Below are 26,651 nucleotides of genomic sequence, written 5' to 3'. Positions count from 1 at the left end.
CATCCTCGTCCTCCATGACCAAGCACGAGGGGCGGCCCTCCCGAAGGAGAGCCGCCCCACTGTGGTGCAGATGGATCAGGTGGATCAGAAGTCCATGCCACCCATGTCCGGGGCGCCGCCGGCCGGAGCCGCCGACTTCTCCGGCTTGTCGGCGATGACCGCCTCGGTGGTCAGGAACAGCGCCGCGATGCTCGCGGCGTTCTGCAGCGCGGAGCGCGTGACCTTGGCCGGGTCGATGATGCCCTTGGCGATCAGGTCGACGTACTCACCCGTGGCCGCGTTCAGACCGTGACCGGAAGGCAGGTTGCGCACCTTCTCCGCCACGACGCCACCCTCGAGACCGGCGTTGATCGCGATCTGCTTGAGCGGGGCCTCGACGGCGACCTTGACGATGTTGGCGCCAGTGGCCTCGTCGCCGGTCAGGTCGAGCTTCTCGAAGGCGACGACCGAAGCCTGCAGCAGCGCGACGCCACCACCGGCCACGATGCCCTCTTCGACGGCGGCCTTGGCGTTACGCACGGCGTCTTCGATGCGGTGCTTGCGCTCCTTGAGCTCCACCTCGGTGGCAGCTCCGGCCTTGATCACCGCAACGCCGCCGGCCAGCTTGGCCAGGCGCTCCTGCAGCTTCTCGCGGTCGTAGTCGGAGTCGCTGGCCTCGATCTCGTTGCGGATCTGCGTGACGCGGCCGGCGATCTGCTCGGCGTCACCGGAACCCTCGACGATCGTGGTCTCGTCCTTGGTGATGACGACCTTGCGGGCCTGGCCCAGCAGCTCCAGGCCGGCGGTCTCGAGCTTGAGGCCGACGGTCTCGGAGATGACCTGGCCACCGGTCAGGATCGCGATGTCCTGCAGCATGGCCTTGCGGCGGTCGCCGAAGCCGGGCGCCTTGACGGCGATCGACTTGAACGTGCCCTTGATCTTGTTGACCACCAGGGTCGACAGCGCCTCGCCGTCGACGTCCTCGGCGATGATCGCGAGGGGCTTACCGCTCTGGATGACCTTCTCGAGCAGGGGCAGCAGGTCCTTGACCGTGCTGATCTTGCCCTCGACCAGGAGGATGTACGGGTCGTCGAGGACGGCCTCCATACGCTCCGGGTCGGTCACGAAGTAACCAGAGATGTAGCCCTTGTCGAAGCGCATACCCTCGGTGAGCTCGAGCTCGAGCCCGAAGGTGTTGCTCTCCTCGACGGTGATGACGCCTTCCTTGCCGACCTTGTCCATCGCCTCGGCGATGAGCTCGCCGATCGCGGGGTCAGCGGCGGAGATGGACGCGGTAGCAGCAATCTGCTCCTTCGTCTCGACCTCCTTGGCCTGCGCGAGAAGCTCGGCGCTGACGGCCGTGACAGCCGCCTCGATGCCCTTCTTCAGGGCCATCGGGTTGGCGCCGGCGGCGACGTTGCGCAGACCCTCGCGAACCAGGGCCTGGGCGAGCACGGTGGCGGTGGTGGTGCCGTCACCCGCGACGTCGTCCGTCTTCTTCGCGACCTCCTTGACCAGCTCGGCGCCGATCTTCTCGTAGGGGTCCTCGAGCTCGATCTCCTTGGCGATGGACACGCCGTCGTTGGTGATAGTGGGGGCGCCCCACTTCTTCTCCAGAACGACGTTGCGGCCCTTCGGCCCGAGGGTCACCTTCACGGCGTCGGCGAGCTGGTTCATACCCCGCTCGAGGCCGCGACGGGCTTCCTCGTCGAACGCGATGATCTTGGCCATCGTGTGGTGTTCCCTCCACGTAGGGTGGGTTGTTGGCCAGGGAGATGCCCGCGACGGACGGACCGACGCCCGACGGTCCTGTCCCGCCCGACACCGGCCCTCATCCACCTGGCCGTACTCGCAAAACTGTCACTCACACTTGGAGAGTGCTAGTTCAATGATTAGCACTCGACCATGGTGAGTGCAAACCTCCAGAGCCCCTCCGAACGGCCGTTCGCACATTGTTTCCCCTGACCGCGTAACCGGTGCCGGGCGCTCAGAACTGTCGGTGGTGGCTGCCAGCATGGGGTTGTGGCGGGCGGAGCGGTGAAGAGCGGTTCGGCCGGCGCGGCCGCGGTCGCGCCGGGGCATGTCCTGGTGGTGCCCTCCGGGAACGGTGTCCAGTGGCAAAGGGTGGACGGGGCCGGTCGCCCGGTCGGCCCGGTCACCTGGGCGGCCGATCCGGTCGCGGAGGTGCGCCGGCTGGAGCTCCAGGCCCGCCCCCGGTGGATCTGGTGGCGTACGACCGAGATGTATCCGGCCTTGCTCGAGGCCGGGGTGCGGGTCGAGCGGTGCCACGACCTGGCCGCCGTCGAGAACTTGTTGCGCACGTACGAGGGCGAGCCGTTCGTGCCGCCCCAGTCGGCGGTCCGCGAGCCGGTGACGCCGGGCCGCGCCACCCAGATCTCACTGTTCGAGGAGAACGCGTTCGGTGAGGGTTCGGGGGCAACTCCAGAAGGAGGGACGCCGGTCGGCCCGGGTGGGTCGGACTCGGTCGGGCCCGGCTCGGTCGGCTCCGGCTCGGTCGGCTCCGGCTCGGTCGGCTCCGGCTCGGTCGGCTCCGGCCCTGAGCTACCGGCCGGCGGCGAGATCGACCCCCGCATGCTTGCCGTGCCGGACGAGGTCGCCGCCTGGGTCGAGGAGCTCGACAATGCGGGCCTGACGGTACCCAGAACCGCCACGGGTCACGTTCCCGAAGCCGATCCGGCCGGCCCCACCGACCCCCGCCGCAGCGACCCGACCACGAGCCACCCCAACTCGACCGATCACGGCGACCAGGCCCGCCACAATGACCCGACCGGCCACCATGCCCCGGCCGACCACCTGACCCTGAGCGACCACCTTGCCCCGAGCGACCACCTTGCCCCGGGCGGCCGCCCCGACCGCTTCAGCCACCCCGCCCCGACCGGCTTCCCCGACCACCTCGACGAGGGTGAACCCGTGGTGGGCCCCACTCCGCGTGGAGAACAACCTCACGGTCTGGCCGGGCTACTCCGCCTCTACGCGACCCAGGTCGAGCAGATCGCCGACATTCGCGTCGCCCATCCAGGCTTCCCGCTACTGGTGGCCGCCGAGTCCGCGGTCTGTCTGGCCGCCGTGGAGATGGGGCGGGCCGGGCTGCCCTGGAGCGTGCGCATCCACGACGAGGTGCTCACCGAGCTGCTCGGGCCGCGGCCTGCGCATCACGGACGGCCGCGCAAGCTGCAGACGCTGGCCGAGGAGGTGGCGCAGGAGCTGGCTCCGGGCAGCAGTGGGCCCGGGTTCCAGATCAATCAGGTCAATCCGGACTCCCCCGCCGAGGTGCTGAAGGCGCTCAGGCGGCAGGGGATCACGGTCGACACCACCCGCGCCTGGGAGCTGAAGGGCATCGACCACCCGGCCGTGCCGCCCCTGCTGCGCTACAAGGAGCTGGCCCGGCTGCATGTGGCCCACGGCTGGGCCTGGCAGGACCAGTGGGTCAGCGGGGGCCGGTTCCGCGCCGAGTACGTGCCGGGCGGGGTGGTCACCGGGCGCTGGGCAACATCGGGGGGCGGGGCGCTGCAGATTCCCAAGGTCATGCGCGCGTGTGTGGTGGCCGATCCGGGCTGGGTGCTGGTGGCGGCCGACGCGGGTCAACTGGAGCCCCGCATCCTGGCGGCGCTGTCGGGAGACCGCGGCATGATCGCGGCCACGGCTGACCCTGACATGTACACCGCCCTGGCCCGGCAGGCCCTGGGTAAACCCGAGGCCCGCAACGAGGCGAAGATCGGCCTGCTGGCCGCCATGTACGGCGCCCGGGCCAACTCCCTGGCGATGGTGGCGCTCCGCCGGCGCTTCCCGCAGGCTCTGGAACTGCTCGAGCGCGCGGCCCGCACCGGTGAAGACGGCGGCATCGTGCGCAGCGTGCTCGGGCGCACCTGCCCACCACCGGAACCGACCTGGCAGGACGGGCCGCCGGAACAGGCGCTGGCCCGCTCCCGGGCCCGGGGCCGGTTCACGCGTAACTTCGTGATCCAGGCCTCGGCGGCCGACTGGGCCAACGCGCTCGTGGCCGGACTACGCCGTCGTCTGTCGGGGCTGCCCGATGATCAGGGCCGGGCCGAACTGGTTTTCTTCCAGCACGACGAAGTGATCGTGCATGCCCCCGCGCACTTGGCCGCAGAAGCCGTCGCGGCGATCGTCGACAGCGGTTCCGAGGCCACTTCCCTGGTTCTCGGGGATCGTGGTGTTCGTATCCCTCTGGCCGCCGCCCCGATCGCGTCCTACGCCGAGAAGAATTAACCGCTCAGCGCATTCCGGCGCGCAGCCATAGCCTTACCGGCTCGTTGCCCTAACAATCATCCATCGCTATTGGTTCAGCGATCCGCGGTTCAAGGAGAGCGACCGGCGACGGCCATTACCGACGCTATTAGTTCGACCTGGTCTCGGGAATGTAAAACTTTCGGAAACACACGAAGCCGTTCCCGGGGTCGAGCCGGGAACGGCTTCGGTGACGAGTCAAGTCATAAGCCCGTCGAAGGGGCCAACGACCGACGAATCAGGATGCGGGGCGCACGGCCTCTGCCTGCGGGCCCTTCTGGCCCTGACCGACCTCGAACTCCACCCGCTGACCTTCGTCGAGCGAGCGGTAGCCGTCCATCTGGATGGCCGACCAGTGCACGAAGACGTCCGCGCCACCACCGTCAACGGTGATGAAGCCATAACCCTTTTCGGCGTTGAACCACTTGACGGTTCCCTGAGCCATTCCAACTCCTGCTTGCTGTAACTGCGGCGCGGTTCGCGCACTGCACACGAACCGGGTCTCACGCTCGCCGTTTCCACCTGAGAAGGCAGGTCCGGGATGGTCCAACGTGCGGGCCTCTGGCGTGAAAGCTGGAGAGGACATTGCTCATCGAACTGTTCGACCGACGCCTACAGTAGCGCCTGAATGCGACATGCGGGAGATACCAGTTCTTAGCGATGTTCGTGAACCGCACTTAGACCGAGCGCCGTTCGATGAATGGCAACGGCCTTTTTCCACGACCGGATAAAAGGCAGAATGATGACGGTCCGAAACGTAGGACTATTCGAACCAGAACTATCCTCGCTGGTCAGGCAACTGCCCGCGACGACGCCCTGAGGCCCGTCGTGTGCAGGCAGTGAGCACACCGGCACAGGCGACGTGACCCCACGGTTCGTTCACGCCCACGCGGCCCCCAGCCCTCGGCGGAGACAACGTCTCCACGAGCGGGAAGTGCGGTCACCTCGCCGAACGCCGGCCGAGGGTTTGCCTGACTACGCACGAGCCGGTGGCCGACCTCCGTGGTCAGGACACCTAGGCGCGCGTGGGCCCCTGAAGGCGCCCCTGGGGCGCCGCCCGCGTACTTTGACCGGCCCGCGTCCATGATCGGGGAACTTCCGTGCGCCCTGACCGCACGGAAATGACCCAATCGGGGAACAAGCGAGCCGCCGAACCGGGCCCGGGCACGTTCCCGTGGCGGACAACCGATGCATGCGCCAGGGCCTGCCGGGGAAGTCCCCCGGGGCACCCGGTGGCTGCCTGACAGCACCCGGTCCGGCCCACGCGGTTCGCCCGACCGGTCCCGCACCGCAGCACCTCGGCCCGCACCGCAGCACCTCGGCCCGCACCGCAGCACCTCGGCCCGCCCCGCAGCACCTCGGCCCGCCCCGCAGCACCTCAGTCCGCCCCGCAGCACCTCAGGAGGGCGCAGCTAGTGCGGTGGCCCACCAACGCCCGCCAGCACTACTGCGTTCGCGATCAGGCAATCCCCCAGCCTTCGGCCGGGACGTGCCCCAGCTCCCCGGGGAAGGTGTGCATGATCACGAACGGGCGGGGTGGCCAACCTTCGTGGTCACCGCCCTCGGGCTACTGGGAGTCCTGCCCCAGCACGACGATGATGTCGTCGTCAGTGACCGTGGGGTTCATGGAGAGCACCCCGATACCGCCGAGGGCCTTCTTGACCGCCAGGGCCGAGGCCTTCATCGACGCGTCCTCGTAGTAGATCTTGCTGGCCTGCAGGTCGCGGTTGACGGAGTTGTCGGTGCGCGAGACCGTCCAGCCCTTGGCCTCGAGCTTCTCCTTGTACGTGCTCGCCAGGCCAGCCACGTCGAGGGAGTTCAGCACCACGACGGGGATGGTCTGGTCGGCGGTGGTGTCAGCACCGCCGCCGGTGCCCGCGTCCTCGGTCGCCGAAGCGTCTGCCGTCGGCTCGGCCGTGGTGTCACCGCCGGCCGCCGGGGTCTTGTCGCCGCCCTTACCACCGGCGGTCGCCGAGGCCGTTGCCTCGGTCTCGTCGCTCAGGCCACCGGCCGCCGAACTGCTGGACTCGCCACCGGAACGACTGCTGGCCACCGTGTAGACAGCACCGATCACGAGCAGCACGACGGCAACGCCCGCGATGACCGGCAGCAGCGCGGCAATCGTCTTCGGCCGCGCGCGGTGTGCACCGCGGCGGCTCGCCTCCACCGGCGCGGCGGAGCGGTCGTCGTAGCCCGGAGGCCTCGTGGCGGTCATCGCATGACTCCCAGAACGATGGAACGAGCACCACCCGGTTCAGGGGTACTCGACGGCCTGAGACTACCGACCCGGCCCCTCCCGGCCGGGCATCTCAGAACGCCATATCACTGTGGTGTGCCCCATCGGACGCTTTTGATACTCAGCCGTGAGCATCCAGTGACCGTGCGGATCCACTCCGGCGCCGCGTCTGCCGCATCCGGCGCAGGCGCTTCACCAGCATAGGGTCCGCGGCAAGGGCCTCGGGTCGGTCGATCAGCGTATTCAGGACCTGGTAGTAGCGGGTCGCCGGCATGTCGAAGAGCTCACGGACGGCCTGCTCCTTCGCACCGGCGAACCGGAACCACTGCCGCTCGAAGGCCAGGATCTCGGCCTCCCGCGCAGTCAGACCGGTCGGACCGGTCTCCGGCTGCTCCTGCGAATCCATCCCGCTCCTCAACCCACCTCAAGATCTGTCGGGCTCACTCTAGAACCGCGGCAGACCCGTGTCATTCAAACCAGACTGTCCAGAATCGTGTCGATATCGGCCTCGCTGGTCTCCGGGTTCACCACGGCCAGTCGGGTCACGGTCTCCCCCGCGTGTGTGGTGGAGACCACGAACCCGATGTCGGCGGCCAGCAACCGGTCCGACCAGGCGCGATAGTCCTGGGGGGTCCAGCCCTGCCGGCGGAAGCAGACCACCGACAGCTCTGGCTCGTGCAGCAGTTCGAGCACGTCGCTGTGCCGGATCCGTTCCGTGGCGTGGCGCGCCACGGTCAGGGTGCGCTCGACGGCGTCGGTGTAGGCCTGCGTGCCGTGCGTCGCGAGCGAGAACCAGAAGGGTAGCCCCCGGGCCCGGCGGGTCAGGCCGACCGCGTAGTCGGACGGGTTGATCTCGTCGTGCGACGCGCCGTCGGTGACCACGTCCAGGTATCCCGCCCGCTGGGTGTGGGCGGCCCGGGCCACCGTCGGGTCGCGGTAGATCAGGGCGCAGCAGTCGAACGGGGCGAACAGCCACTTGTGCGGGTCGACCACGAACGAGTCGGCGCGCTCGATGCCGCTGAACCGGTGCCGCACGCTCGGTGCCGCCAGGCCGGCGAGCCCGTAGGCACCGTCGACGTGGAACCACAGGCCCAGTTCCTCGCAGACCGCGCCGACCGACTCCAGGTCGTCGACGATGCCCAGGTTCGTCGTGCCGGCCGTGGCCACCACCGCGAACACCCCGTCGTGCCCGGCCTTCTCCAGGGCTTCACGCAACGCGGCACCGGTCAGCCGGCCGTCTTCACCCACCGGAACCCCGATGAAGTCGACGTCCATCACGTCACACGCGCTGACGATGGACGAGTGCGCGTGAACGGTGCCGGCGACGGCCCAGCGGCGAGGGTGCTCCGCACGGTCGAGACGAGCCCTGTACCGGGCCGCGACCAGGGCGGACAGGTTGCCGGTGGTACCGCCCGGCACGAACACCCCGCCCGCGCTCTCCGGCAGGCCGGCCATCCCGGCCAGCCAGGCCAGTGCCTGGTTCTCGGCGTAGACGGCGCCCGAGCCCTCCATCCAGGTCCCCGCGTACAGCCCGGACGCGCTCACCACCAGGTCGAACAGGGTCGCGGCCTTGGTCGGGGCGCACGGGATGAAGGAGAGGTAGCGCGGGTGGTCGGTGGAGATGCAGGCCGGGGCCAGCACGTCACCGAAGAGCCGCAGAGCCTTCTCACCACCCATGCCCTCGGGCGTGATGGTCTGACCGGCCCGGGCGCGCAGCTGCGCGGCTGTGAGTGGAGCGTCCAGAGGAACGTCCTGGTAACTCATGCGCTGCCGTGAGTAACTCATCACGGCCTCGGCGAGAACCTCGGTCCCGGCGTCATAGCGATGCACGGATGTGCAGTCTAGGTGTGCACGGCGCTACTGTCGGCGGCCGTGACACGCCGACCACTCGCTGAGCAGATCGACCCGGGCTGGGCTGCGGCACTTGCCCCGGTCGAGGAGAAGATCGCCGAGATGGGCGACTTCCTTCGCAAGGAGATCGCCGACGGCAGGACCTACCTGCCCTCCGGCCCCAACGTGCTGAGGGCCTTCAAGCAGCCGTTCAAGGACGTGCGGGTGCTGATCGTGGGGCAGGACCCCTACCCCACTCCCGGTCATGCGGTCGGGCTGTCGTTCTCGGTGGGGCCGGACGTGCGCCCGCTGCCGCGCAGCCTGAACAACATCTTCAAGGAACTGCACAGCGACCTGGGCATCGAGCCGTCGAAGCACGGTGACCTGACGGCCTGGACCGAACGCGGTGTGCTGTTGCTCAACCGAGTGCTGACGGTCGCGCCCGGCGCTTCCGCCTCGCACAAGGGCAAGGGCTGGGAAGAGGTCACCGCGCAGGCGATCCACGCGTTGGCGGAGCGGGACGAGCCCCTGGTGGCCATTCTCTGGGGTCGCGACGCGCGCTCGCTCGCCCCTGCGCTGCAAGACATTCCGCTGATCGAGAGCGCCCACCCGAGCCCGCTCTCGGCCAACAACGGCTTCTTCGGGTCACGCCCGTTCAGCCGGGCCAACGCCGAGCTCGAAGACCTGGGTGCCGAGCCGATCGACTGGTCCCTGTAGAAGAACCAAAATTGAGGACGCCCACCAGACTCTGGTGGGCGTCCTCAATTTTTGCTCTACCCGAGTAGCTGGACCTCTTCGTACAACGTGTTGCGCTGCCGCGCGGGTCGGTCGAGGTGCTCGGAGATCTCTTCCAGCTCGGCCACGGTCTTCAACGAACCATACTGAGAACCGGCCATTCTCGAGATGGTCTCTTCCATCAGGGTGCCGCCCACGTCGTTCGCGCCGGCCTGCAGCATCGCCCGGGTGCCGTCCACGCCGAGCTTCACCCACGAGGTCTGGATGTTGTCGATCCGGCCGTACAGCAGGATTCTCGCGAGCGCGTGCACCACCAGGTTGTCGCGCATGGTGGGCCCCGGCCGGGCGACGCCCGCCAGGTAGATCGGCGCGTTCTGGTGCACGAACGGCAGCGCCACGAACTCGGTGAAACGCGCTGCGCCGTATTCCATGCTCTGTTCCTGCAACTGGGCGAGCAGCCGCAGGTGCTTCGCCCAGTGCGAGGGGTTGTCCACGTGGCCGTACATCATGGTGGACGAGGTGGGCAGGCCCTCCTGGTGGGCGGTGGTGATGCACTCGATCCACGACGCCGTGGGCAGTTTGCCCTTGGTCAGGATCCAGCGCACGTCGTCGTCGAGGATCTCGGCGGCGGTGCCGGGCATCGAGTCGACACCGGCCTCCTTGGCCTGCCGCAGCCATTCGCGGATCGGCAGGCCGGTGCGGGTGGAGCCGTTGATGACCTCCATCGGGCTGAACGCGTGCATGTGCATCTGCGGCACGGCCTCCTTCACCGCCCGGGCGATGTCGAAATAGGCCGTCGCGGGCAGGTGCGGGTCGATGCCGCCCTGCATGCAGACCTCGGTCGCGCCGATGTCCCAGGCCTGGCGCACCCGGCTCTTCACCTCGTCCAGCGAGAGGGTGAAGGCGTCGTCGTCGTTGCGGCGCTGCGCGAAAGCACAGAAGCGACAACCGGTGTAGCAGACGTTGGTGAAGTTGATGTTCCGGTTGACGATGTAGGTGACGTCGTCGCCGACCGCCTCGCGGCGCAGGTCGTCGGCGATCCGGGCCAGCTGCTTGAGCGCATCGCCCTCGACGTAGGCCAGCAGCACCGACTGGTCTTCGGTGAGGGCCTGCGGGTCGGTCTCGGCCACGCTCAGCGCCTTGACCACGTCACCGTCCAGCCGCTCGGGGGCCCCGGTGAGCACGGCTTTCTCCCGCAGCGCCGCCCAGTCGCCGTAGACGTCGTCGAAGTCGCTGCGCCGGTCGCTGGTGCGCCCCGTGGTGTCGATCGTGATGTTCAGGTCGATGCGGCCGCTGCTGCCCCACTCGGGATCAGGCTCCTGCCAAGGCATTCCGGTGGGCAACGCGGCCGGGTTGGCCAGGCCGTCCTCACGCATGAGGGCCTTCACATGGCCGTAGACCCGCGGGTCGAGCCACGGCTCCCCCACCGACGCGTACTCCGGGTGCACCGTGAGCCGCTCGGTCAGCTCGAAACCCGCCTCGGCGCTGTACCGGGCCAGGTCGTCCAGGTGCGGCCAGGGACGCTCGGGGTTCACATGGTCGGGGGTCAGGGGTGAGACGCCGCCCCAGTCGTCGGCCCCGGCCTGCAGCAGCCGGCCGAGCTGCTCCGGCTCGGACAGGTTGGGCGGCACCTGGATCCGCATCCGGGGCCCCATCACCAACCGGGCCACCGCCACTGCGGCCAGGTACTCGTCCTCCTGCGCGTCCGCCGCCGACCGCATCGCGGTCTTCGGCTTGGCCCGGAAGTTCTGGATGATGACTTCCTGGATGTGGCCGTACTCACGGGCCAGGCGGCGCAGCGCGAACAGCGACTGCGCGCGGTCGGTGAACGACTCACCGATGCCGATCAGCAGGCCGGTGGTGAACGGGATGTTGTGCCGTCCGGCGTCCTCGATCACCCGCAGCCGCACCTCGGGGTCTTTGTCGGGGCTGCCGTAATGGGCCTGGCCGGGGGTCTCGTAGAGATGACGCGAGGTGGTCTCCAGCATCATCCCGACCGACGGCGAGACCGGCTTCACCCGGCCCAGGTCCTGCCAGGACATCACGCCCGGGTTGAGGTGCGGCAGCATGCCGGTGACCTCGAGCACCTGCACCGCGAGCGCGCGGATGTAGCCCAGCGTCGAGGAGTAACCCGCCTCCTCCAGCCACTCGCGGGCCTCGGGCCAGCGGTCTTCGGGGCGGTCGCCGAGGGTGAACAGCACTTCCTTGCAGCCCAGCGCGGCGCCCTGACGCGCCACCCGGAGCACGTCGTCCGGCGTCATGTAGAGCGACTTGCCCTCGCGCTCCAGCTGCTTCGGGGTCTTGACGAACGTGCAGTAGTGACAGCGGTCGTTACACAGGTGCGTGACCGGCACGAACACCTTGCGCGAGTAGGTGACGATGCCCTCGCGCCCGGCACTGACCAGCCCGGCGTCCCGTACTGCCCCGGCCGCTTGCAACAGCCGGTCCAGGTGCTCGCCGTGGGCCTGCAGCAGCACTTCGGCCTCGGCCTGGTCGAGGGTGACGCCGTCGGACGCGCGCCGCAGTGCCCGCCGTAACGCGGCCTCGGTCGGTGCCGGGCCGGAGGACGGGGTCGGCGTCTGGGTCACGAAAGACTCCTCTGCGGTGATCGTGCACAAGTCGTGCGCAAGCAACTGGTCTGCCTGAATAGCAACCGGACAGCAACCGGACAGCCACCGGATTGCCACTGGTCTGCTTCTGCTCGCACCGGTGCGAACCCGCTCTGGCACCCGGTGCATTCCGACCGTGCCTCACTGCACCGGTTCCACGGACATCCAGGGACATCATGGGGGACGTCGCGCTCGTCACATCGCGCCCCGCGCGCGTATCAGGCGCACTCGCGACGGCATCTTCGTTCACAGGTACTTTCTGAGCCTTTTCTCTCCCCCCGTCCCCCCGAGGAGACTCAGCGCGATGCGCATCCCGCAGCCGATCGCCGGCCAGGTCGTTGTCATCACCGGCGCGGCGCGAGGCATCGGCGCCGCGCTGGCCGAGAGGCTGGCCGAGCGCGGTGCCCACGTCGCCCTGCTCGGGCTGGAGCCGGAGCAGCTCGCCGCCGTGGCCGTCCGCTGCGGCGACCGGGCCGCCTGGTTCGAGTGCGACGTGACCGACCCCGACGCCCTGGCCACCGCCGTCGCCGGGGTGCAGGAGCGTTTCGGCGGTGTGGACGTGCTGATCGCCAACGCCGGGATCGCGATGGGGAGCCCGCTGAGCCTGTCCGACCCGGCGGCCTACGACCGGGTGATCGAGGTCAACCTGCTCGGCAGCATCCGCACGGTCCGCGCGTTCCTGCCCCACCTCGTCCGCAGTCAGGGCTACTACCTCCAGGTCGCGTCGTTGGCCGCGCTCGCGCCCACCCCGATGATCACGGCGTACGGCGCCAGCAAGGCCGGTGTGGAGGCCTTCGCCCTGGGCCTGCGCACCGAACTGACCGGTCACGGCGTGCGGGTAGGCGTGGCCTACCTGTCGTTCACCGACACCGACATGGGCCGGGTGGCCGGGCGCTCCGGCCGGCTGCGCCTGCACGACCTGGACTCGGCCATCACCCGGATCGTGAACGGCATCGAGCGCCGCTCGCCCTACGTCTACGGCCAGGCCTTCATCCGGCTGCTGCGGCCGGTGCGCGGCCTGATGCCGGGCGTGGTGCACCTGCTCGGGCGGGGCCCCGCGGCCCGGTTCGAGACCGCCCTGGCCGAAGCCGGGCCGCAGGCGTCGTCACCCATCGGCCCCGGCGGGCGGGCCGACACCAAGGCCCGCGCACACGACCCGAACCCGGCCCCCTAGAGCACCCTCCGCATACCCGTGCGGCGCGATGGGTGAGGCGCGATGCGAGAGGCTAAGCCCCGAGGACGCGCTCGGGTTCGAGGTCGAGGGGATCAGTGCTGCGGGGGCTGGCCGTACTTCGGCGCATCGTCCGGCGGGGTGCCGTAGACCGGGCCGGACGCCGGCTTGGTGGGCTTCGTCTGCGGGGACGACTGCCCGGGCTTCGGCTTCTCACCCGTGGCGTCTTTCAGGCGCTTGGTCAGGCCGCGGGCCTGCTCCTGCACCTTGGCCCGGGTGGCCGGGTCTTTGAGCTGCTTGCTGATCTGCTGGGCCTGGGCCTGCACCTTGGCCCGGGTGGCCGGGTCCTTGGCGACGGTCTGGACCTGCTGGATCAGTTTCTTGCCCTGAGGGGAGCGGGCGAACACACTGAACTTCCCGAGGAAACCGGCCATACCCCAAACTAACCGCTGCGAAGATCGAATGCATCCGGCGGGCCCTTCCCCGGGATGCCGAATCAGCAGGTCGTAGGCATGATTCGGGATATGAGCGGCGCGGGCGACGAAGAAGTGGCAGAGGCTGTCGGAAAAGCCGTGAAAACCCCGGCGGACGTCGACGGTGAACACTTCGACGTCATCGTCATCGGTACCGGTTCGGCCGGGAAACCGCTGGCCGCGGAGCTGGCCCGGGCGGGTCTGCGGGTGCTCGCGGTGGAACGGCACCGGATCGGCGGGGAATGCGCCTACGTCGCCTGCGTACCGTCGAAGTCGATGCTGCTGTCCGCCCGGCGACACCGTTCGGCCGGTTCGGCGGTTCCCCATCTCGAGGCCTTCGCCCGGGCAGTACGCGTGCGTGACGACACGGTCCACCACCGCGAGGACACTCTGGCGGCCCACGGGATGCTCGAGGACGGTGTGGAACTGGTGCGGGCCCGCGCCACCGCCGGGCCCGGCGGGGTGCGGCTGGACGACGGCACGAGCACGGGCACCGTGCACTGGCGCGCGGCCCTGGTCCTGGCCACCGGGTCGGCGGCGGTGATGCCGCCCGTCGACGGGCTGGAGCGGGGCGCGCCGGGCATCTGGACCTCGGACGTCGCCCTGTCCACCGCCGAACTGCCCGGCCGGCTCGCGATCCTCGGTGGCGGGGCGATCGGCTGCGAACTCGCCGAGGTCTACGCCTCGTTCGGCAGCCGGGTCACGCTGCTGCAGTCGGCCCCGACGCTGCTCGACCGCGAGCAGCCCTGGCTGGGCGAGACGATGGCCCGGGCGCTGGAGCGGCTCGGGGTGGACGTGCGCCCGGGCACCGAGCTGCAACGGGTCGACGGCACCACGCTGACCACCGACGGCGAGACGTTCGCGGTGGACCGGCTGCTCGTGGCCGTCGGGAAGAAGCCCGTGCTCGACGGGCTGGAAGACCTCGCCCTGGAGACCGGTGAGAGGGGCGAGGTGCTGGTCGACGCCCGGATGCGGGTCAACGGCCGCCCTGACGTGTTCGCGATCGGCGACCTGACCGCGATCAACCCCTACACGCACGGCGCCAACCACCAGGCCCGCGTGGTCGCCGACGAGCTGCTCGGACGGGGCCGCGACGCCGACCATTCGGGTACACCGCGCGTGGTCTACACCGACCCGCCCGTGTTCGCCGTCGGCGACACCGAGAAGACGGCCGCCGACCGGGGCGTCCGTACGTCGACGGCCCGTTCCGACGCCACCCGGACCACCCGCAGCGCCGTGGAACGGGCGCTGGACCACGACGACCACCGTCCGGCCGGGCTGGAACTGATCGCCGACGCCGACACCGGCGTGCTGATCGGGGCGGCCGCGATCGGGCCGGAGGCCGACTCCTGGGCGGCCGAACTGGCCCTGGCCGTGCGGGCCCGCGTCACCGTGCAGGCGCTCGCCGACCAGCCGCACGCCTTCCCGTCGTGGGCCGAGGCGATCAACGCCCCGGCCCAGGAGCTCGCAACCCGGCTGCGTTGAGGTCCGGGAATGATCCGGGCGGCTGATTCCCCGGTTGTTCCCCGGCTGCCGATACCGGTACCGCAGATAAGGTGCGGGGCATGGACGCGGGCACGAACGACGGAACGATCTCGAGCGCGGTCTTCATCACGGCTACCGAGCCGGAACCGCGCAAGTACGGCAAGCCGGTGGTGATCGGCGGCATCCTCGACCACCTGTGCGAGCGGCTCGGGCCGGACAACGTGCACCTGGTGCTCGTCGGGCGGGCCGACATCCAGCGGCCCGACGTGCCCTACCGGCGGCACGTCCTCTCCAAGCCCGGCACCGTGGAGCAGGCCACCTCGGTGCTCGCCAATGTGGTGCTGCCGCCCCGGTTCCGGCCGGCCGGCTTCGGTCAGGCCGCCGGTGAGCACGCCGGTGGCCGCTACCGCCACCCGCTGCAGGAGGCCGTGCTGCACTCCCCGGCCCTGGGCAGCCGGATCTTCTCGGCGGTGGACGAGATCCAGGCCGACCTGGAGATCTGGGACACCGTGCGGATGGGCCAGTACGTGCTGGAGCGCGGCGAGACCGCGCGGGACCGTTCGGCCCTGTGGCCCGGCACCAGCTTCGGCCACCAGGTGAAGCGCCGCATCCTCTACGCGGACGACCTGTTCTCCGAGCGCTACGACGCGATGCTGAAGGAGCAGGGCGGCTCCGGCAACCCCGGTGGTGAGTTCGCCAAGCTGTTGCCCGGCCCGGCCAAGCGCCTGCTGGCCAGCCCCCGGGTGCACCGGCCGTTGCTGCGCCTGGAGCGTGACCTGGTGGCGGCCTCGGAGACCCGTCAGCCGGAGTACTTCGACGGCACCTACCTGATCAGTCCCGAGGAGACCGCGCGCCTGCAGGCCAAGGTGCCCGGCGCGAACATCGGCACCCTGCCCCCGCTGCTGCGCGAGCCGTCGAACAGCCGGGTGCGCTACTACACCGGCGCCCCGGAGTTCACCTTCATCGGTGGCTTCGACTACGCCCCGAACCGCGACGGGCTGGACTGGTTCCTGAAGGAGTGCCGCGAGGCCGTGCAGCAGGTGCTGCCGAACGTGGTCATCAACGTGGTGGGCCCGGGCACCGACGCGGGTCTGCCCTCCGGTGAGGCCTGGGGCGGCGCCGTGCGGTTCCTCGGCTGGGTCGACGACCTCGACACCGTGCTGAACGGCAGCGCCGCGCTGCTCTCCCCGCTGCGCACCGGCAGCGGCGTGAAGATCAAGGTGCTCGAGGCTCTGGCCCGGGCGCTGCCCGTGGTCGGCACCCCGGCCGGCGTGCAGGGCATCGACGGCAACGAGAGCAGCGGCCTGCTGGTCGGCCAGACCCCGCAGGACCTGGCCTCGGCCATGCTGCGGGCCACCGACCCGATCCGTAACCAGCAGCTCTCCGCCGCCGCCCGCACCGCCTGGGACACCAAATACTCCCCCGCGGTGGTGCGCCGGCGCTACGACGACATCTTCGGCCTGGCCCGTCCGATCCCGCCGGAGACCCGGCCGATCCAGCTGCCCCGTCTCTGATCGGAAGCAACCAAAAATGGGGGACGCACGCGTCCCCCATTTTTGTTGCCTGCTCTCAGGTGGAGGCCGGCATGCCCCCCGGCCGGTTCAGGTCGCGCTTCTCCGCCCAGACCGTGCGCACGGCCGGGTACTGGTTCAGCAGCTCACCGACCGTGCGCGAGGTGTAGCCCCGGTCGGCCAGGCCGCGCAGGAGCATCCGCGTCGCCTCACCGCGTTCCAGCTCCGCCCCGGTGACCGGGTCGAGGGCGCCCACACCGTCGCCCGAGTGATCGTGCAGCAGGACGAACCCGCCCTGGTGCAGCGAGCCGATCGCCCGTTCGGCGATCACGCCGGCGTCCGCGCTGTCCCAGTCGCGGGCCCACGCCGACCAGACCACGACCTCCAGGCCCAGGGCCCGGGTGGCCAGGTACTGCCCGACGGTCTGCGCGCCGTAGCAGGGACGGAACAGCGTGACCCGGCGGCCGGCGACCTGCTCCAGGCGGCCCTTGCCGTCCTTGATCAGTGAGACGGCCTTCTTCAGCGGCAGCGAGCTGAGCCGGGTGTGGTCGATGCCGTGCAGCGCGACCTCGTGCCCTCCGCCGATGATCCGGTGGATCAGGTTCGGGTAGCGCTCCGCCTGCTCGACCAGCACGAAGAAGGTGGCCCGCTGACCGGCGGCGGCCAGCGCGTCGAGCACCTGCGGGGTGTACTCCGGGTTCGGGCCGTCGTCGTAGGTGAGGCTGACGACCTTCTCGGTGGTCGAGACACAGGCCACCGTGCTGACCGCGAGCAGGGCCGGGCGGCCGTAGGTGAGCACCTTGTCCGGACCGGGCAACGGCCGTTCGCCGACCTCGTAGTCGCAGACGTATCCGCGCCGCACCAGGGTGGCGGAGAGATCCAGGACGGGCCGCCGGGCGGCCTGAGCGGGGGCACCAGTCATGGTGCGACCTTATCGATCGGGGCTGCCGGTTCCCGGCGCCGTCACACAGGGCCACCGAGGTGGAGCAGAACGGCACCGTTCGGGGGATCCGCCATGAACAATGCGTTGAAGGAGTACACCGAACCGGCTACGAAGGACCGAAGTCGGTCATCACCACACCGCGGTGCTGGATACCCTCGAACTCTTCTTGATTTCGGAGGAATTCCAGATGTCCGTTCAGCACGTCGGCGTCATCGGCGCCGGAATCGTCGGTCTCGCCGTCGCCCGGAGGATCACCGAGGTCTACCCCGGCACCCAGATCACGGTGCTGGAGAAGGAAGACCGTCCGGCGGTCCACCAGACCGGCCACAACAGCGGCGTGGTGCACGCCGGCCTCTACTACACCCCGGGCTCCCTCAAGGCCACGCTCTGCCGTCGTGGCGTCGGGCTGCTCAAGGAATACACGCAGGAGAAGAAGCTCCCCTACGACGAGTGCGGCAAGCTCGTCGTGGCGATCACGCAGGACGAGGTCGCCGGGCTGAAGAAGATCGAGGAGAAGTCCGCGGCCAACGGCGTGCCGGACGTGAAGTGGCTCGACAACGTCGGCCTGCGGGAGATCGAGCCGTACGCGGCCGGTGTCGCGGCCCTGCACTCCCCCCGCACCGCGATCACCGACTACGTGGCCGTCACCGACGCCTACGCTGACGACGTGCGCGCCGCGGGCGGCACCATCGAGTTCAACTTCCCGGTGGACGGCATCACGCAGTACAACGGCAAGGTCCAGGTGAAGTCGAACGGCCGCACCCTGGTCTTCGACCGGCTGGTGGTCTGCGCCGGTCTGCAGTCCGACAAGGTCGCCACCTGGGCGGGTGACGACGAGGGCCCCGCGATCGTGCCCTTCCGCGGTGAGTACTTCGAGCTCCTGCCCGAGCGCACGCACATGGTCAAGGGCCTGATCTACCCGGTCCCGAACCCGGACTACCCGTTCCTCGGTGTGCACTACACCAAGCGCGTGCACGGCGGTGTCGACCTCGGCCCGAACGCCGTGCTGGCCTTCGCCCGCGAGGGGTACACCCGCGGCACGATCAAGCCCTCGGAGCTGTTCGAGACGCTGAAGTGGCCGGGCATGCGCAAGCTCGCCCAGCAGCACTGGCGGATGGGCGCCGGCGAGATGGCGGGCTCGTTCAGCAAGAAGCTGTACGTGAAGTTCGCCCAGCAGTACGTCCCCGAGATCCAGGCGAGCGACCTGGTGAAGGCCCAGGCCGGCGTGCGCGCCCAGGCCGTGGACCGCGACGGCTCGCTGGTCGACGACTTCCGCATCTCCAAGCTCGACAAGGTCATGGCGGTGCGCAACGCGCCCTCCCCGGCCGCGACGTCGTCGCTGGCGATCGCCGAGTACATCACCGACGAACTGCGCGACCTGATGGTCTCGGCCACCAGCTGAGGTACTTCCCGGCGGCAGCCAGCAGCACGGGCCGTGAGATCCGCGAACGCGAAGGATCTCACGGCCTGTGACAGGTGTTACGCATATCCGGATTCTTCATGCTTTCTTCCGAGGCGTGGGCGCATCGCCTCCGGCACCCTGGCATGCTTACGCCAGGGGGGCAGCAGCGCTGCTGTCGTTCCGCCGGACGCTGCGGGCCGGGTGAACGGGAGATGCCAAACCTCATCCGAACGGCCAGATTCTGCTGGCGGCCCGGGATCGGTGGTTCGACCGGCAAAGCTCCGAAAGATAGGTTTCGGGTGCCAGGTTCTGAGACCAGTGTTTCTCCGGTGACTACGCAAGGTAGTCAAGGATGCCAGAACCGTCACTCGACACCTGCGTTGCGGTAACGAAGTCAGCATTGGCTAACGATGAAGATGACGAGACCGTACGTTGGCAGTGACGGCAGTGCGGGGCTGCGGATGACACAGTGCGACAGGGAGGGCTTTAAGTGACGCTCCGTGATCCGATGGGCAGGGCTTCGCGAGACGCCGGGGGGATTGTCCCGGACGCCGCCCGCCCGGACGAACCACGGCTGGTCATCGATGTTCGTGGGGGTTCAGCCCCCGACCGGCACCTGACCAGTCAGAGCGCGGCCCAGCACGGCTACGGGGGATACGCCCCGCAGGCCCCGTTCAATCAGCAGACCGCGACCCAGCCGATTCAGCTCCCGCAGCTGAACCAGGCCCCGCGCCCCGGCGCCGACCTCCACGTCACCCAGGGCGCGCAGGACGACGACCCGCCGGCCGGTTCCTGGACCGGGCCGCTGGTCCGCGCCGGCATCCGTCCGATGCTGGTGCTGCTCGACCTGATCGCCTGCCTGGCCGGGGCCCTGGCCTCCGGCGGGATCCGGCCGATCATGGGTCTCTTCACCGTGCTGCTGATCTCCGCCTACGCCACAGCCGGCCTGTACCGCTCGCGGCTGTCGCCGGGCATCCTCGACGACCTCCCGGCCCTGTCCGGCCGCCTCCTGGTGGTCCTGGCCCTGACCGTGACCGGCCAGCTCACGCTGAACCAGCTGCGCTGGGACATCGAGATGGTCGACTGGAAGCTGCTGATCGCCGCCGCGGTCACCGGTGTCGCCGCGGTCTGCCTGCGCAGCATGGCCTACGGCCTGGTGCGCTACGCCCGCCGCACCGGCCGGATCGCGCACCGCACCCTGATCCTCGGCGCCGGCCGGGTCGGTACCTATCTGGCCGAGTCGCTCTCCCAGCACCCGCAGTACGGCCTGCAGCCGATCGGTTTCCTCGACATCGACCCGCCGCGGCCGGGCGTCAGCGCCTCGCACCGCATCCTGGGCCGTCCCGAGCAGCTGGTCGAGGTCCTGCTCGACCACCAGGTGCGCAACGTGATCGTCGCGTTCGGCTCGATGCGTGAGTCCGAGCTGGTCGACATCATCCGCACCTGTGACCGTCTGCACTGTGAAATCTTCGTAGTGCCGCGCCTGTTCGAGCTCCACCACGTCGGTGGCGAGATGGACACCGCGTGGGGCATGCCGCTCATCCGCCTGCGCCGCGCGGCCTACCGCAGCCGGGCCTGGCAGGTGAAGCGGGCCATCGACATCGCTTTCTCGGGTTTCGCCCTGATGTGCCTCTCGCCGCTGATGGCGGTCATCGCCGCCCTCGTGCGCATGGAGGGTGGCCCCGGCATCCTGTTCAAGCAGGAGCGCGTGGGCGTCGACGGCCAGCACTTCTCCGTGATGAAGTTCCGTTCGCTCAAGCCGGTGGACGAGACCGAATCCGCCACCAACTGGAACATCGCCCTGGACGACCGTCTCGGTCCGGTGGGCAAGTTCCTGCGTCGCTCGTCGCTCGACGAGCTGCCGCAGCTGCTGAACATCCTGCGCGGTGACATGAGCCTGGTCGGCCCCCGGCCGGAGCGCCCGCACTTCGTCGACACGTTCCGCAGCCAGCACCCGCACTACGTCGCCCGGCACCGGGTGCCCTGTGGCCTCACCGGCCTGGCCCAGGTCAACGGCCTGCGGGGGGACACCTCGATCGCCGAGCGGGCTCGTTTCGACAACTACTACATCGAGAACTGGTCGCTCTGGCTCGACATCAAGATCCTGATGCGGACGGCGATGTCCGTGATCCGGGCCGAGGGCGGCTGATCCGACGCAACGGTGTCCTGACCCGATGCGTCAGACACCGGTGGCGGTGCCCTGGGCCGAACCGGTCAACCCCGGCCGGAACAACAAGGGGCGCCGTCATACTGGGTCGCCGAGGCCACCGCAGCACCATGCGGTAATGCGCTGAGCACCCCCCGAACCCGACCGTTCACCCCCCATGTGCGAGGAATGCCCTGTGACTGAACAGCTGCCCGTCTCCGAGATCCCCGTGGTCCTGCTCGCGGGGGGTATGGGTACCCGGCTCCGCGAGGCCAGCGGTGACAAGCTGCCCAAGCCCATGGTGGACATCGGCGGCCGGCCGGTGCTGTGGCACGTCATGAAGATGTACCGCGCCCACGGCTTCCGGAAGTTCGTGATCTGCCTGGGCTACAAGGGCGACACGATCAAGCGTTACTTCCTCGACTACCGCGAGCAGATGGGTGACTTCACCCTGACGCACGACGGCGCCCAGCCGGTGTACCACTCGGCCGGCCAGGTCGAGGACTGGGAGATCACCTTCGTCGAGACCGGCCTCCAGACCGGTACCGTCGGCCGCGTGAAGAAGGTCGCCGAGTACCTCAAGGCCGACCAGTTCATGCTGACCTACGGCGACGGCGTCGGCGACGTCGACATCAGCAAGGTGGTCGAGACCCATCGCGCCGGTGGCCGCATCGGCACCGTCACCGCCGTGCACCCGACCAGCCGTTACGGCGAGATGCACGTGCAGGACGGGCAGGTCGTCGAGTTCAACGAGAAGCCCACCCTGGCCACCGGCTGGGTCAACGGCGGCTTCTTCATGTTCGAGCGCAGCTTCATCGACAACTACCTGGCACCGATCGACGACGACTCGATGATGCTCGAGCAGGTGCCGCTCCAGCAGCTGGCCCGCGACGGTCAGCTCACGCTGAACGGCCACGAGGGTTTCTGGCTGGGTATGGACACCTACCGGGACTGGACCGAGCTGAACAAGATGTGGGACAAGGGCGAAGCCGTCTGGAAGTTCTGGAAGGACTGAGCAGCCCCACCCCCGCACCGCCCACATACCCGAGTACGTACAACAAGGAGCAATTGACCATGAAGGTCCTGGTGACAGGCACCGAGGGGTACCTGGGCTGCCTGGTGGCGCCCGAGCTGATGAAGCGCGGTCACGAAGTGATCGGCGTCGACACCGGCTACTACCGGCAGGGCTGGCTGTACAACGGCGTCCCGTTCACGGCCCAGACACTGGCCAAGGACATCCGGGACATCACCGTCGCCGACCTCGAGGGCGTCGACGCGATCGTGCACATGGCCGAGCTGTCCAACGACCCCCTGGGCGAGCTGCTCTCCGAGGTCACCTACACGGTCAACCACAAGGGCTCGGTCAAGCTCGCCGAGATGGCCATCCAGGCCGGCGTCGAGCGTTTCGTCTACATGAGCTCCTGCAGCGTGTACGGCGTCGCCGAGGGCACCGTCGACGAGAACTCGCCGGTCAACCCGCAGACCGCCTACGCCGACTGCAAGACCCTGGTCGAGCGTGACCTGAGCGCCCTGGCCTCGGACAACTTCTCCCCCACCTTCATGCGTAACGCCACCGCCTTCGGCGCCTCGCCGCGGCAGCGTTTCGACATCGTGCTGAACAACCTGTCCGGCCTGGCGTGGACCACCAAGAAGATCGCGATGAACTCGGACGGCACGCCGTGGCGTCCGCTGGTTCACGGCCTGGACATCGCCAAGTCGATCTACTGCGCGCTCGAGGCCCCGCGCGAGGCCGTCCACAACGAGAAGTTCAACGTGGGCAGCAACGAGCAGAACTACCAGGTACGCACGATCGCCGAGACCGTCGGCGCCGAGTTCCCGGGCTGCGAGGTCACCTTCGGCCCGGCCGGTGGCGACAACCGCAGCTACAAGGTGAACTTCGACAAGATCTCCTCGCAGCTGCCCGGCTTCTCCTGCGACTGGGACGCCCAGAAGGGTGCGGCCCAGCTGCACCAGGTCTTCCAGGCCATCGACATGGACGAGGCCACCTTCACCGGCCGCGGCCACACGCGCCTGAAGCAGCTCGAGCACCTGATCAGCACCAAGCAGCTCGACGCCGACCTGTTCTGGACCAAGGAGGCGGCCCAGTGATCATCACCAAGACGCACATCCCCGACGTCGCGATCATCGAGCTCGAGCGTCGCGAGGACGACCGGGGCTTCTTCGCCCGGACGTTCGACGTGACCGAGTTCGAGGCCGCGGGCCTGAACCCGGCTGTCGAGCAGTGCAACATGTCGTACAACCACAAGGCGGGCACCCTTCGCGGGATGCACTACCAACTGGCGTACGCCCCCGAGGTCAAGCTGATCCGTTGCGTGCGCGGCGCGGTCGTGGACCAGATCGTGGACATGCGTCCCGACTCGCCGACCTACCTGCAGCACGTGTCGGTCGAGCTGACCGCGGAGAACCGCAAGGCGCTGTACGTGCCCGCGATGTTCGCCCACGGTTTCCAGACCCTGGTCGACGACACCGAGGTGATGTACCAGGTCACCGGCAAGTACACGCCGGACGCCGAGCGCGGCCAGCGGTACGACGACCCGGCGCTGGGCCTGACCTGGCCGCTGCCGGTCAACGTCATCAGCGCCAAGGACGCCTCCTGGGCGCTGATGGAAGGTGCCGACCAGTGATCATCGTCGACACCGCCCTGGCCAAGCGTGAAGCCGAGGGTAACCCGGTGCGGGTCGCCCTGGTCGGCGCCGGCTTCATGGGCCGCGGCTTCGTGAACCAGGTCGTGAACTCGGTTCCCGGCATGGTCGTCGCCGCCATCGTGAACCGCACGCAGGCCAACGCCGAGCGTGCCTACACCGAGGCCGGCGTGACGTCGTGGGAGGTCACGCAGACCGCCGAGGAGACGTCCAAGGCCGTCGCCGCGGGCATCCCGGTCATCACCTCGAACTACGAGGCCGTCACCCTGGCCGAGGGCATCGACGCGATCGTCGAGGCCACCGGCAACGTCGAGTTCGGCGCCCACGTGGTCACCTCGGCCATCGACGGGGGCAAGCACGTGGTGCTGCTGAACGCCGAGGTCGACGGCACCGTGGGCTCCGCGCTCAAGGCTCGCGCCGACGCCAAGGGCGTTATCGTGACCGGTTGCGACGGCGACCAGCCCGGTGTGCAGATGAACCTGGTGCGCTTCGTGAAGAGCATCGGCCTCACGCCGCTGGTCTGCGGAAACATCAAGGGCCTGCAGGACGAGTACCGGAACCCCACCACGCAGGAGGGTTTCGCCAAGCAGTGGGGGCAGGACCCCCACATGGTGACCTCCTTCGCCGACGGCACGAAGATCTCCTTCGAGCAGGCGATCGTGGCCAACGCGACCGGCATGACGGTCGAGAAGCGCGGCATGCGCGGCTCCGACCACCGCGCCCACGTCGACGAGCTGACCGGCGCGTACGACGTCGAGGAACTCAAGGCGGCCGGTGGCTACGTCGACTACGTGGTCGGAAGCCAGCCGGGCCCGGGCGTTTTCGTGCTCGCCACGCATGACGACCCGAAGCAGAAGCACTACCTGAACCTGTACAAGCTCGGCGAGGGCCCGCTGTACAGCTTCTACACGCCGTACCACCTGTGCCACTTCGAAGTTCCGCTGTCGGTGGCGCGGGCCGTGCTGTTCAACGACGCCGTGATGCAGCCCCTGGGCGCGCCCACGGTCGAGGTCGTCGCGGTCGCCAAGCGCGACCTGAAGGCCGGCCAGACGATCGACGGCCTGGGGGGTTACGACACGTACTCGGTGGCCGAGAAGGCTTCGGTCACCCGGGACGAGAACCTGCTGCCGATGGGCGTCACCGAGGGCTGCGTCCTCCTGCGGGACGTGGCCAAGGACGAGGTGCTCACCTACGCCGACGTCACGCTGCCCGAGGGCCGGCTGATCGACCAGCTGCGCATCGAGCAGGCCGGGCTCTTCGCCTGATCTGTGGAAAACCCTGCTGGAGGACGCCTCTGGAGACTCGAGTCTCCAGAGGCGTCCTCCATGGTGTGGGGTCTATTTACTGAAGAGCTTTTTGAACCTGGCCCCGGCCTTGGGCATGCTGTCGAGCGCGTGAGTGCCCTTGGTATCGGTGGTGAAGTCGAAGTACGCCTGATAACCGACGTTGTTCTGCGGGTTGTCGATGAACTCGTACATCTGCTGGATGAAGTACGAGTTGTCTCCCCCGCCGTGACCGTCGGGACGCTCCCAGAGACCCCATTCGGGCAGCGAGAGCTTCTTGCCCTGCGACTCCGCGAAGTCTGACCAGAAGACCAGCCCGAACCGGGCGTCCAGAATGTTCGCCCAGGCCGCCTCCTGGTGAGCCAGGCGGCACGCCGACGTGCACTCGGACGGATACGGGTAGGCGTCTTCCTCCCAGGAGATGTCGTAGACGTCGACGCCGATGTAGTCGACGTACTTCTTCCCCGGGTAGTAGACCGTCGAGTCGTAGGTGTCGCCGCCGTTGTTGACGTTCCAGTCGAACTTCAGGTCCTGCGCGCCCGGCACCGCCCGCATGGCCTTCACGATGCGGCGCCAGTAGGTGACGAAGTCGCCGTTGTCGTCGGGTTTCGGGTGCCACGTCCAGCCACCGACGTTGAACTCCCAGCCCAGCCGGATGATCGAGTCGCCCTGGCCGTAGGCCACGAGATTCTGCGCGAGCGTGGTGAAGTACTGGTCGTACTCCCCGTCGGCACCCTTCGCCAGACTCACCGAGCTGACCTGGGTCGGCAGCATCGCGACCGCGTAGACCATCGTGTAGCCGGAGTTCTGCCAGGTGCTGAGCATGTAGGTGGGGTTGGCCACCTCGTCCCAGGTGGTGCGGCTGGAGTAGTCCACCGCGTAGGTGGCGTCTTTCCCCAGCCACTGCGAGAACTGCTGCACCTCGGACGGCGAGGTGCCGCGGAAGACGCCGACCGGCACCTTCTTCGCGGCGCCGGTGGTGACCGGGGCCGTGGTCTCGGTGACCTGCGAGCTGCCCGTCGCGGCGACCGTGGGGGTGGCCGACGTACCGGACTCCTCCTTCTCAGCCGTGCCCAGCGCGTACGCGACACCGCCGATGATCATCAGCACGGCCAGGATGGCGGCGATCATCGGCACCCGGCGCCGGGTGGTCCGGTCTTTGGGCTGACGGAACGAGGGCTGGTTGCGCGGGGGCGGGGAGGTACGACTGCCTCCGAGACTCGGGAAACTCGCCCCTCCCTCACCGGGAACGGGCTGCGCTTCAGAGGTCCTGCCGTCGTCGCGGGCCTCGGACTCCATAGGGAAGAAACTCGGCCGCTCGTCCCCGGTATTGAGCTCTTTGCCGCTGTCGCGTCGAAAGCCCCGAGGGTTGGTGCGGTCGTTCAGATCGTTCTGGTCGCCGCCCCGGGACGAGCGGATGCGGTCGGTGCGCTCGGTGTTCTCCGCGCGTTCGGGGCGGGACCGGCCGGCGCGCTGCGCACGCCCCTGCACCGTTCGGCGCGAACTCTCCGTCTCTTGGCCGCGGGGCCTCTCGGTGCGTCGCCGGGCCGAACCCGGCGCCCCTCGGCGCACGTCGTCGGGCTCGCTCCAGGAACCCTGGATCTCCCGGCGGGATCGCTGGCCATCGGGGCGCTGGTCGTACTCGTCGGCCGACGCCCGGCCCTGCCACTCATACCGTGGATGGGTGTTCTGCCGGTCTTGCCAGCCCTTTCCCTCAGACGCCGGATCCGACCGCTCATATCCGGATTCCCGCTCAGGACGGACGTTTTCGTGCCCATACACATCCTGCTCGGAGGCATAGGGATCCCGCTGATCGCGACCTGGACCCCGGCCGTCGAGGCGGTCGTAGGGGGGCTCCGCGCTGGGATCCGCCCCGTAGCGGTTCGGCCGGCCAGGCGGGTGGTCAGGCATGACCG

At 69.0% G+C, this 26,651-nt stretch carries 20 protein-coding genes; 11 read left to right on the top strand and 9 right to left on the bottom strand.

All coding sequences use genetic code 11. The features are described 5' to 3' along the window. Positions 1-84: 84 nt before the first annotated feature. On the bottom strand, positions 85-1,710 hold the full coding sequence (gene groL, locus QSK05_RS22280) for a chaperonin GroEL (RefSeq protein ID WP_285599226.1): 1,626 nt from the start codon (positions 1,708-1,710) through the stop codon (positions 85-87). Between the two features lie 291 nt (positions 1,711-2,001). Between groL and QSK05_RS22275 the strand changes: the two genes are divergently transcribed. Beyond that, positions 2,002-4,230 (top strand): bifunctional 3'-5' exonuclease/DNA polymerase, encoded by a 2,229-nt coding sequence (locus QSK05_RS22275; protein ID WP_285599225.1) that lies wholly within the window; start codon positions 2,002-2,004, stop codon positions 4,228-4,230. Between the two features lie 256 nt (positions 4,231-4,486). On the opposite strand, the gene QSK05_RS22270 is transcribed toward QSK05_RS22275, so the two are convergent. The 4 genes from QSK05_RS22270 to QSK05_RS22255 all read right to left on the bottom strand — a co-directional run bounded on the left by QSK05_RS22270 (position 4,487) and on the right by QSK05_RS22255 (position 8,314). Next, positions 4,487-4,693, bottom strand: coding sequence for a cold-shock protein (locus QSK05_RS22270; protein ID WP_214153400.1), 207 nt, complete (start codon positions 4,691-4,693; stop codon positions 4,487-4,489). A gap of 1,122 nt (positions 4,694-5,815) precedes the next feature. Next, positions 5,816-6,463, bottom strand: a complete 648-nt coding sequence (locus QSK05_RS22265; protein WP_285599224.1) for a LytR C-terminal domain-containing protein — start codon at positions 6,461-6,463, stop codon at positions 5,816-5,818. Positions 6,464-6,605: 142 nt separating this feature from the next. Then, complete coding sequence (locus QSK05_RS22260) at positions 6,606-6,890, bottom strand: DUF3263 domain-containing protein (RefSeq protein ID WP_285599223.1); 285 nt, start codon at positions 6,888-6,890, stop codon at positions 6,606-6,608. 65 nt (positions 6,891-6,955) lie between these two features. Next, on the bottom strand, positions 6,956-8,314 hold the full coding sequence (locus tag QSK05_RS22255) for a pyridoxal phosphate-dependent decarboxylase family protein (RefSeq protein ID WP_285599222.1): 1,359 nt from the start codon (positions 8,312-8,314) through the stop codon (positions 6,956-6,958). 42 nt (positions 8,315-8,356) lie between these two features. On the opposite strand from QSK05_RS22255, the gene QSK05_RS22250 reads away from it, so the two are divergent. Further along, positions 8,357-9,031 carry a uracil-DNA glycosylase gene (locus QSK05_RS22250; protein ID WP_285599221.1) on the top strand — a complete coding sequence of 225 codons (675 nt, stop codon included), beginning with the start codon at positions 8,357-8,359 and terminating at the stop codon, positions 9,029-9,031. Positions 9,032-9,087: 56 nt separating this feature from the next. Here QSK05_RS22250 and QSK05_RS22245 read toward each other — a convergent pair whose 3' ends face one another. Then, positions 9,088-11,658 (bottom strand): bifunctional FO biosynthesis protein CofGH, encoded by a 2,571-nt coding sequence (locus tag QSK05_RS22245; protein ID WP_502879813.1) that lies wholly within the window; start codon positions 11,656-11,658, stop codon positions 9,088-9,090. A 304-nt stretch (positions 11,659-11,962) separates the two neighbouring features. Between QSK05_RS22245 and QSK05_RS22240 the strand changes: the two genes are divergently transcribed. Then, entirely contained in the window at positions 11,963-12,832 is an 870-nt protein-coding gene (locus QSK05_RS22240; protein ID WP_285599219.1) for an SDR family oxidoreductase, read from the top strand. Positions 12,833-12,924: 92 nt separating this feature from the next. On the opposite strand, the gene QSK05_RS22235 is transcribed toward QSK05_RS22240, so the two are convergent. After that, positions 12,925-13,263 carry a hypothetical protein gene (locus QSK05_RS22235; RefSeq protein WP_285599218.1) on the bottom strand — a complete coding sequence of 113 codons (339 nt, stop codon included), beginning with the start codon at positions 13,261-13,263 and terminating at the stop codon, positions 12,925-12,927. Between the two features lie 90 nt (positions 13,264-13,353). On the opposite strand from QSK05_RS22235, the gene QSK05_RS22230 reads away from it, so the two are divergent. Next, positions 13,354-14,787 (top strand): dihydrolipoyl dehydrogenase family protein, encoded by a 1,434-nt coding sequence (locus QSK05_RS22230; RefSeq protein ID WP_285599217.1) that lies wholly within the window; start codon positions 13,354-13,356, stop codon positions 14,785-14,787. Positions 14,788-14,867: 80 nt separating this feature from the next. Then, the gene (locus QSK05_RS22225; protein WP_285599216.1) at positions 14,868-16,301 is read left to right on the top strand and encodes a glycosyltransferase family 4 protein; all 1,434 of its coding nucleotides are present in this window, start codon (positions 14,868-14,870) and stop codon (positions 16,299-16,301) included. Between the two features lie 55 nt (positions 16,302-16,356). Here QSK05_RS22225 and QSK05_RS22220 read toward each other — a convergent pair whose 3' ends face one another. Continuing rightward, positions 16,357-17,220, bottom strand: a complete 864-nt coding sequence (locus QSK05_RS22220) for a polysaccharide deacetylase family protein (protein WP_285599215.1) — start codon at positions 17,218-17,220, stop codon at positions 16,357-16,359. 208 nt (positions 17,221-17,428) lie between these two features. On the opposite strand from QSK05_RS22220, the gene lhgD reads away from it, so the two are divergent. From lhgD to QSK05_RS22190, 6 genes are all read left to right on the top strand, one after another. Beyond that, positions 17,429-18,643: an L-2-hydroxyglutarate dehydrogenase gene (gene lhgD / locus QSK05_RS22215; RefSeq protein ID WP_285599214.1), complete on the top strand. Its 1,215-nt coding sequence runs from the start codon at positions 17,429-17,431 to the stop codon at positions 18,641-18,643. 490 nt (positions 18,644-19,133) lie between these two features. Continuing rightward, positions 19,134-20,792: a sugar transferase gene (locus tag QSK05_RS22210; RefSeq protein WP_285599213.1), complete on the top strand. Its 1,659-nt coding sequence runs from the start codon at positions 19,134-19,136 to the stop codon at positions 20,790-20,792. A 175-nt stretch (positions 20,793-20,967) separates the two neighbouring features. After that, positions 20,968-21,804 carry a glucose-1-phosphate cytidylyltransferase gene (locus QSK05_RS22205; protein WP_502879802.1) on the top strand — a complete coding sequence of 279 codons (837 nt, stop codon included), beginning with the start codon at positions 20,968-20,970 and terminating at the stop codon, positions 21,802-21,804. 59 nt (positions 21,805-21,863) lie between these two features. After that, a complete protein-coding gene (locus QSK05_RS22200; RefSeq protein ID WP_285599211.1) occupies positions 21,864-22,898 on the top strand; it encodes an NAD-dependent epimerase/dehydratase family protein in 1,035 nt (344 codons plus the stop codon). Then, positions 22,895-23,434 carry a dTDP-4-dehydrorhamnose 3,5-epimerase gene (gene rfbC, locus QSK05_RS22195; RefSeq protein WP_285599210.1) on the top strand — a complete coding sequence of 180 codons (540 nt, stop codon included), beginning with the start codon at positions 22,895-22,897 and terminating at the stop codon, positions 23,432-23,434. Before QSK05_RS22200 ends, rfbC begins: the two co-directional genes overlap by 4 nt. Further along, positions 23,431-24,717, top strand: a complete 1,287-nt coding sequence (locus QSK05_RS22190; protein WP_285599209.1) for an NAD(P)H-dependent oxidoreductase — start codon at positions 23,431-23,433, stop codon at positions 24,715-24,717. The genes rfbC and QSK05_RS22190 overlap by 4 nt, the downstream gene beginning before the upstream one ends. A gap of 72 nt (positions 24,718-24,789) precedes the next feature. Here QSK05_RS22190 and QSK05_RS22185 read toward each other — a convergent pair whose 3' ends face one another. Then, on the bottom strand, positions 24,790-26,646 hold the full coding sequence (locus QSK05_RS22185) for a glycosyl hydrolase (RefSeq protein WP_285599208.1): 1,857 nt from the start codon (positions 26,644-26,646) through the stop codon (positions 24,790-24,792). Between the last annotated feature and the right edge of the window lie 5 nt (positions 26,647-26,651).

Source organism: Kineosporia sp. NBRC 101731, from assembly GCF_030269305.1.
In the GTDB taxonomy this organism is placed as follows: domain Bacteria; phylum Actinomycetota; class Actinomycetes; order Actinomycetales; family Kineosporiaceae; genus Kineosporia.
This window is presented reverse-complemented; position numbering and strand designations above follow the sequence as displayed.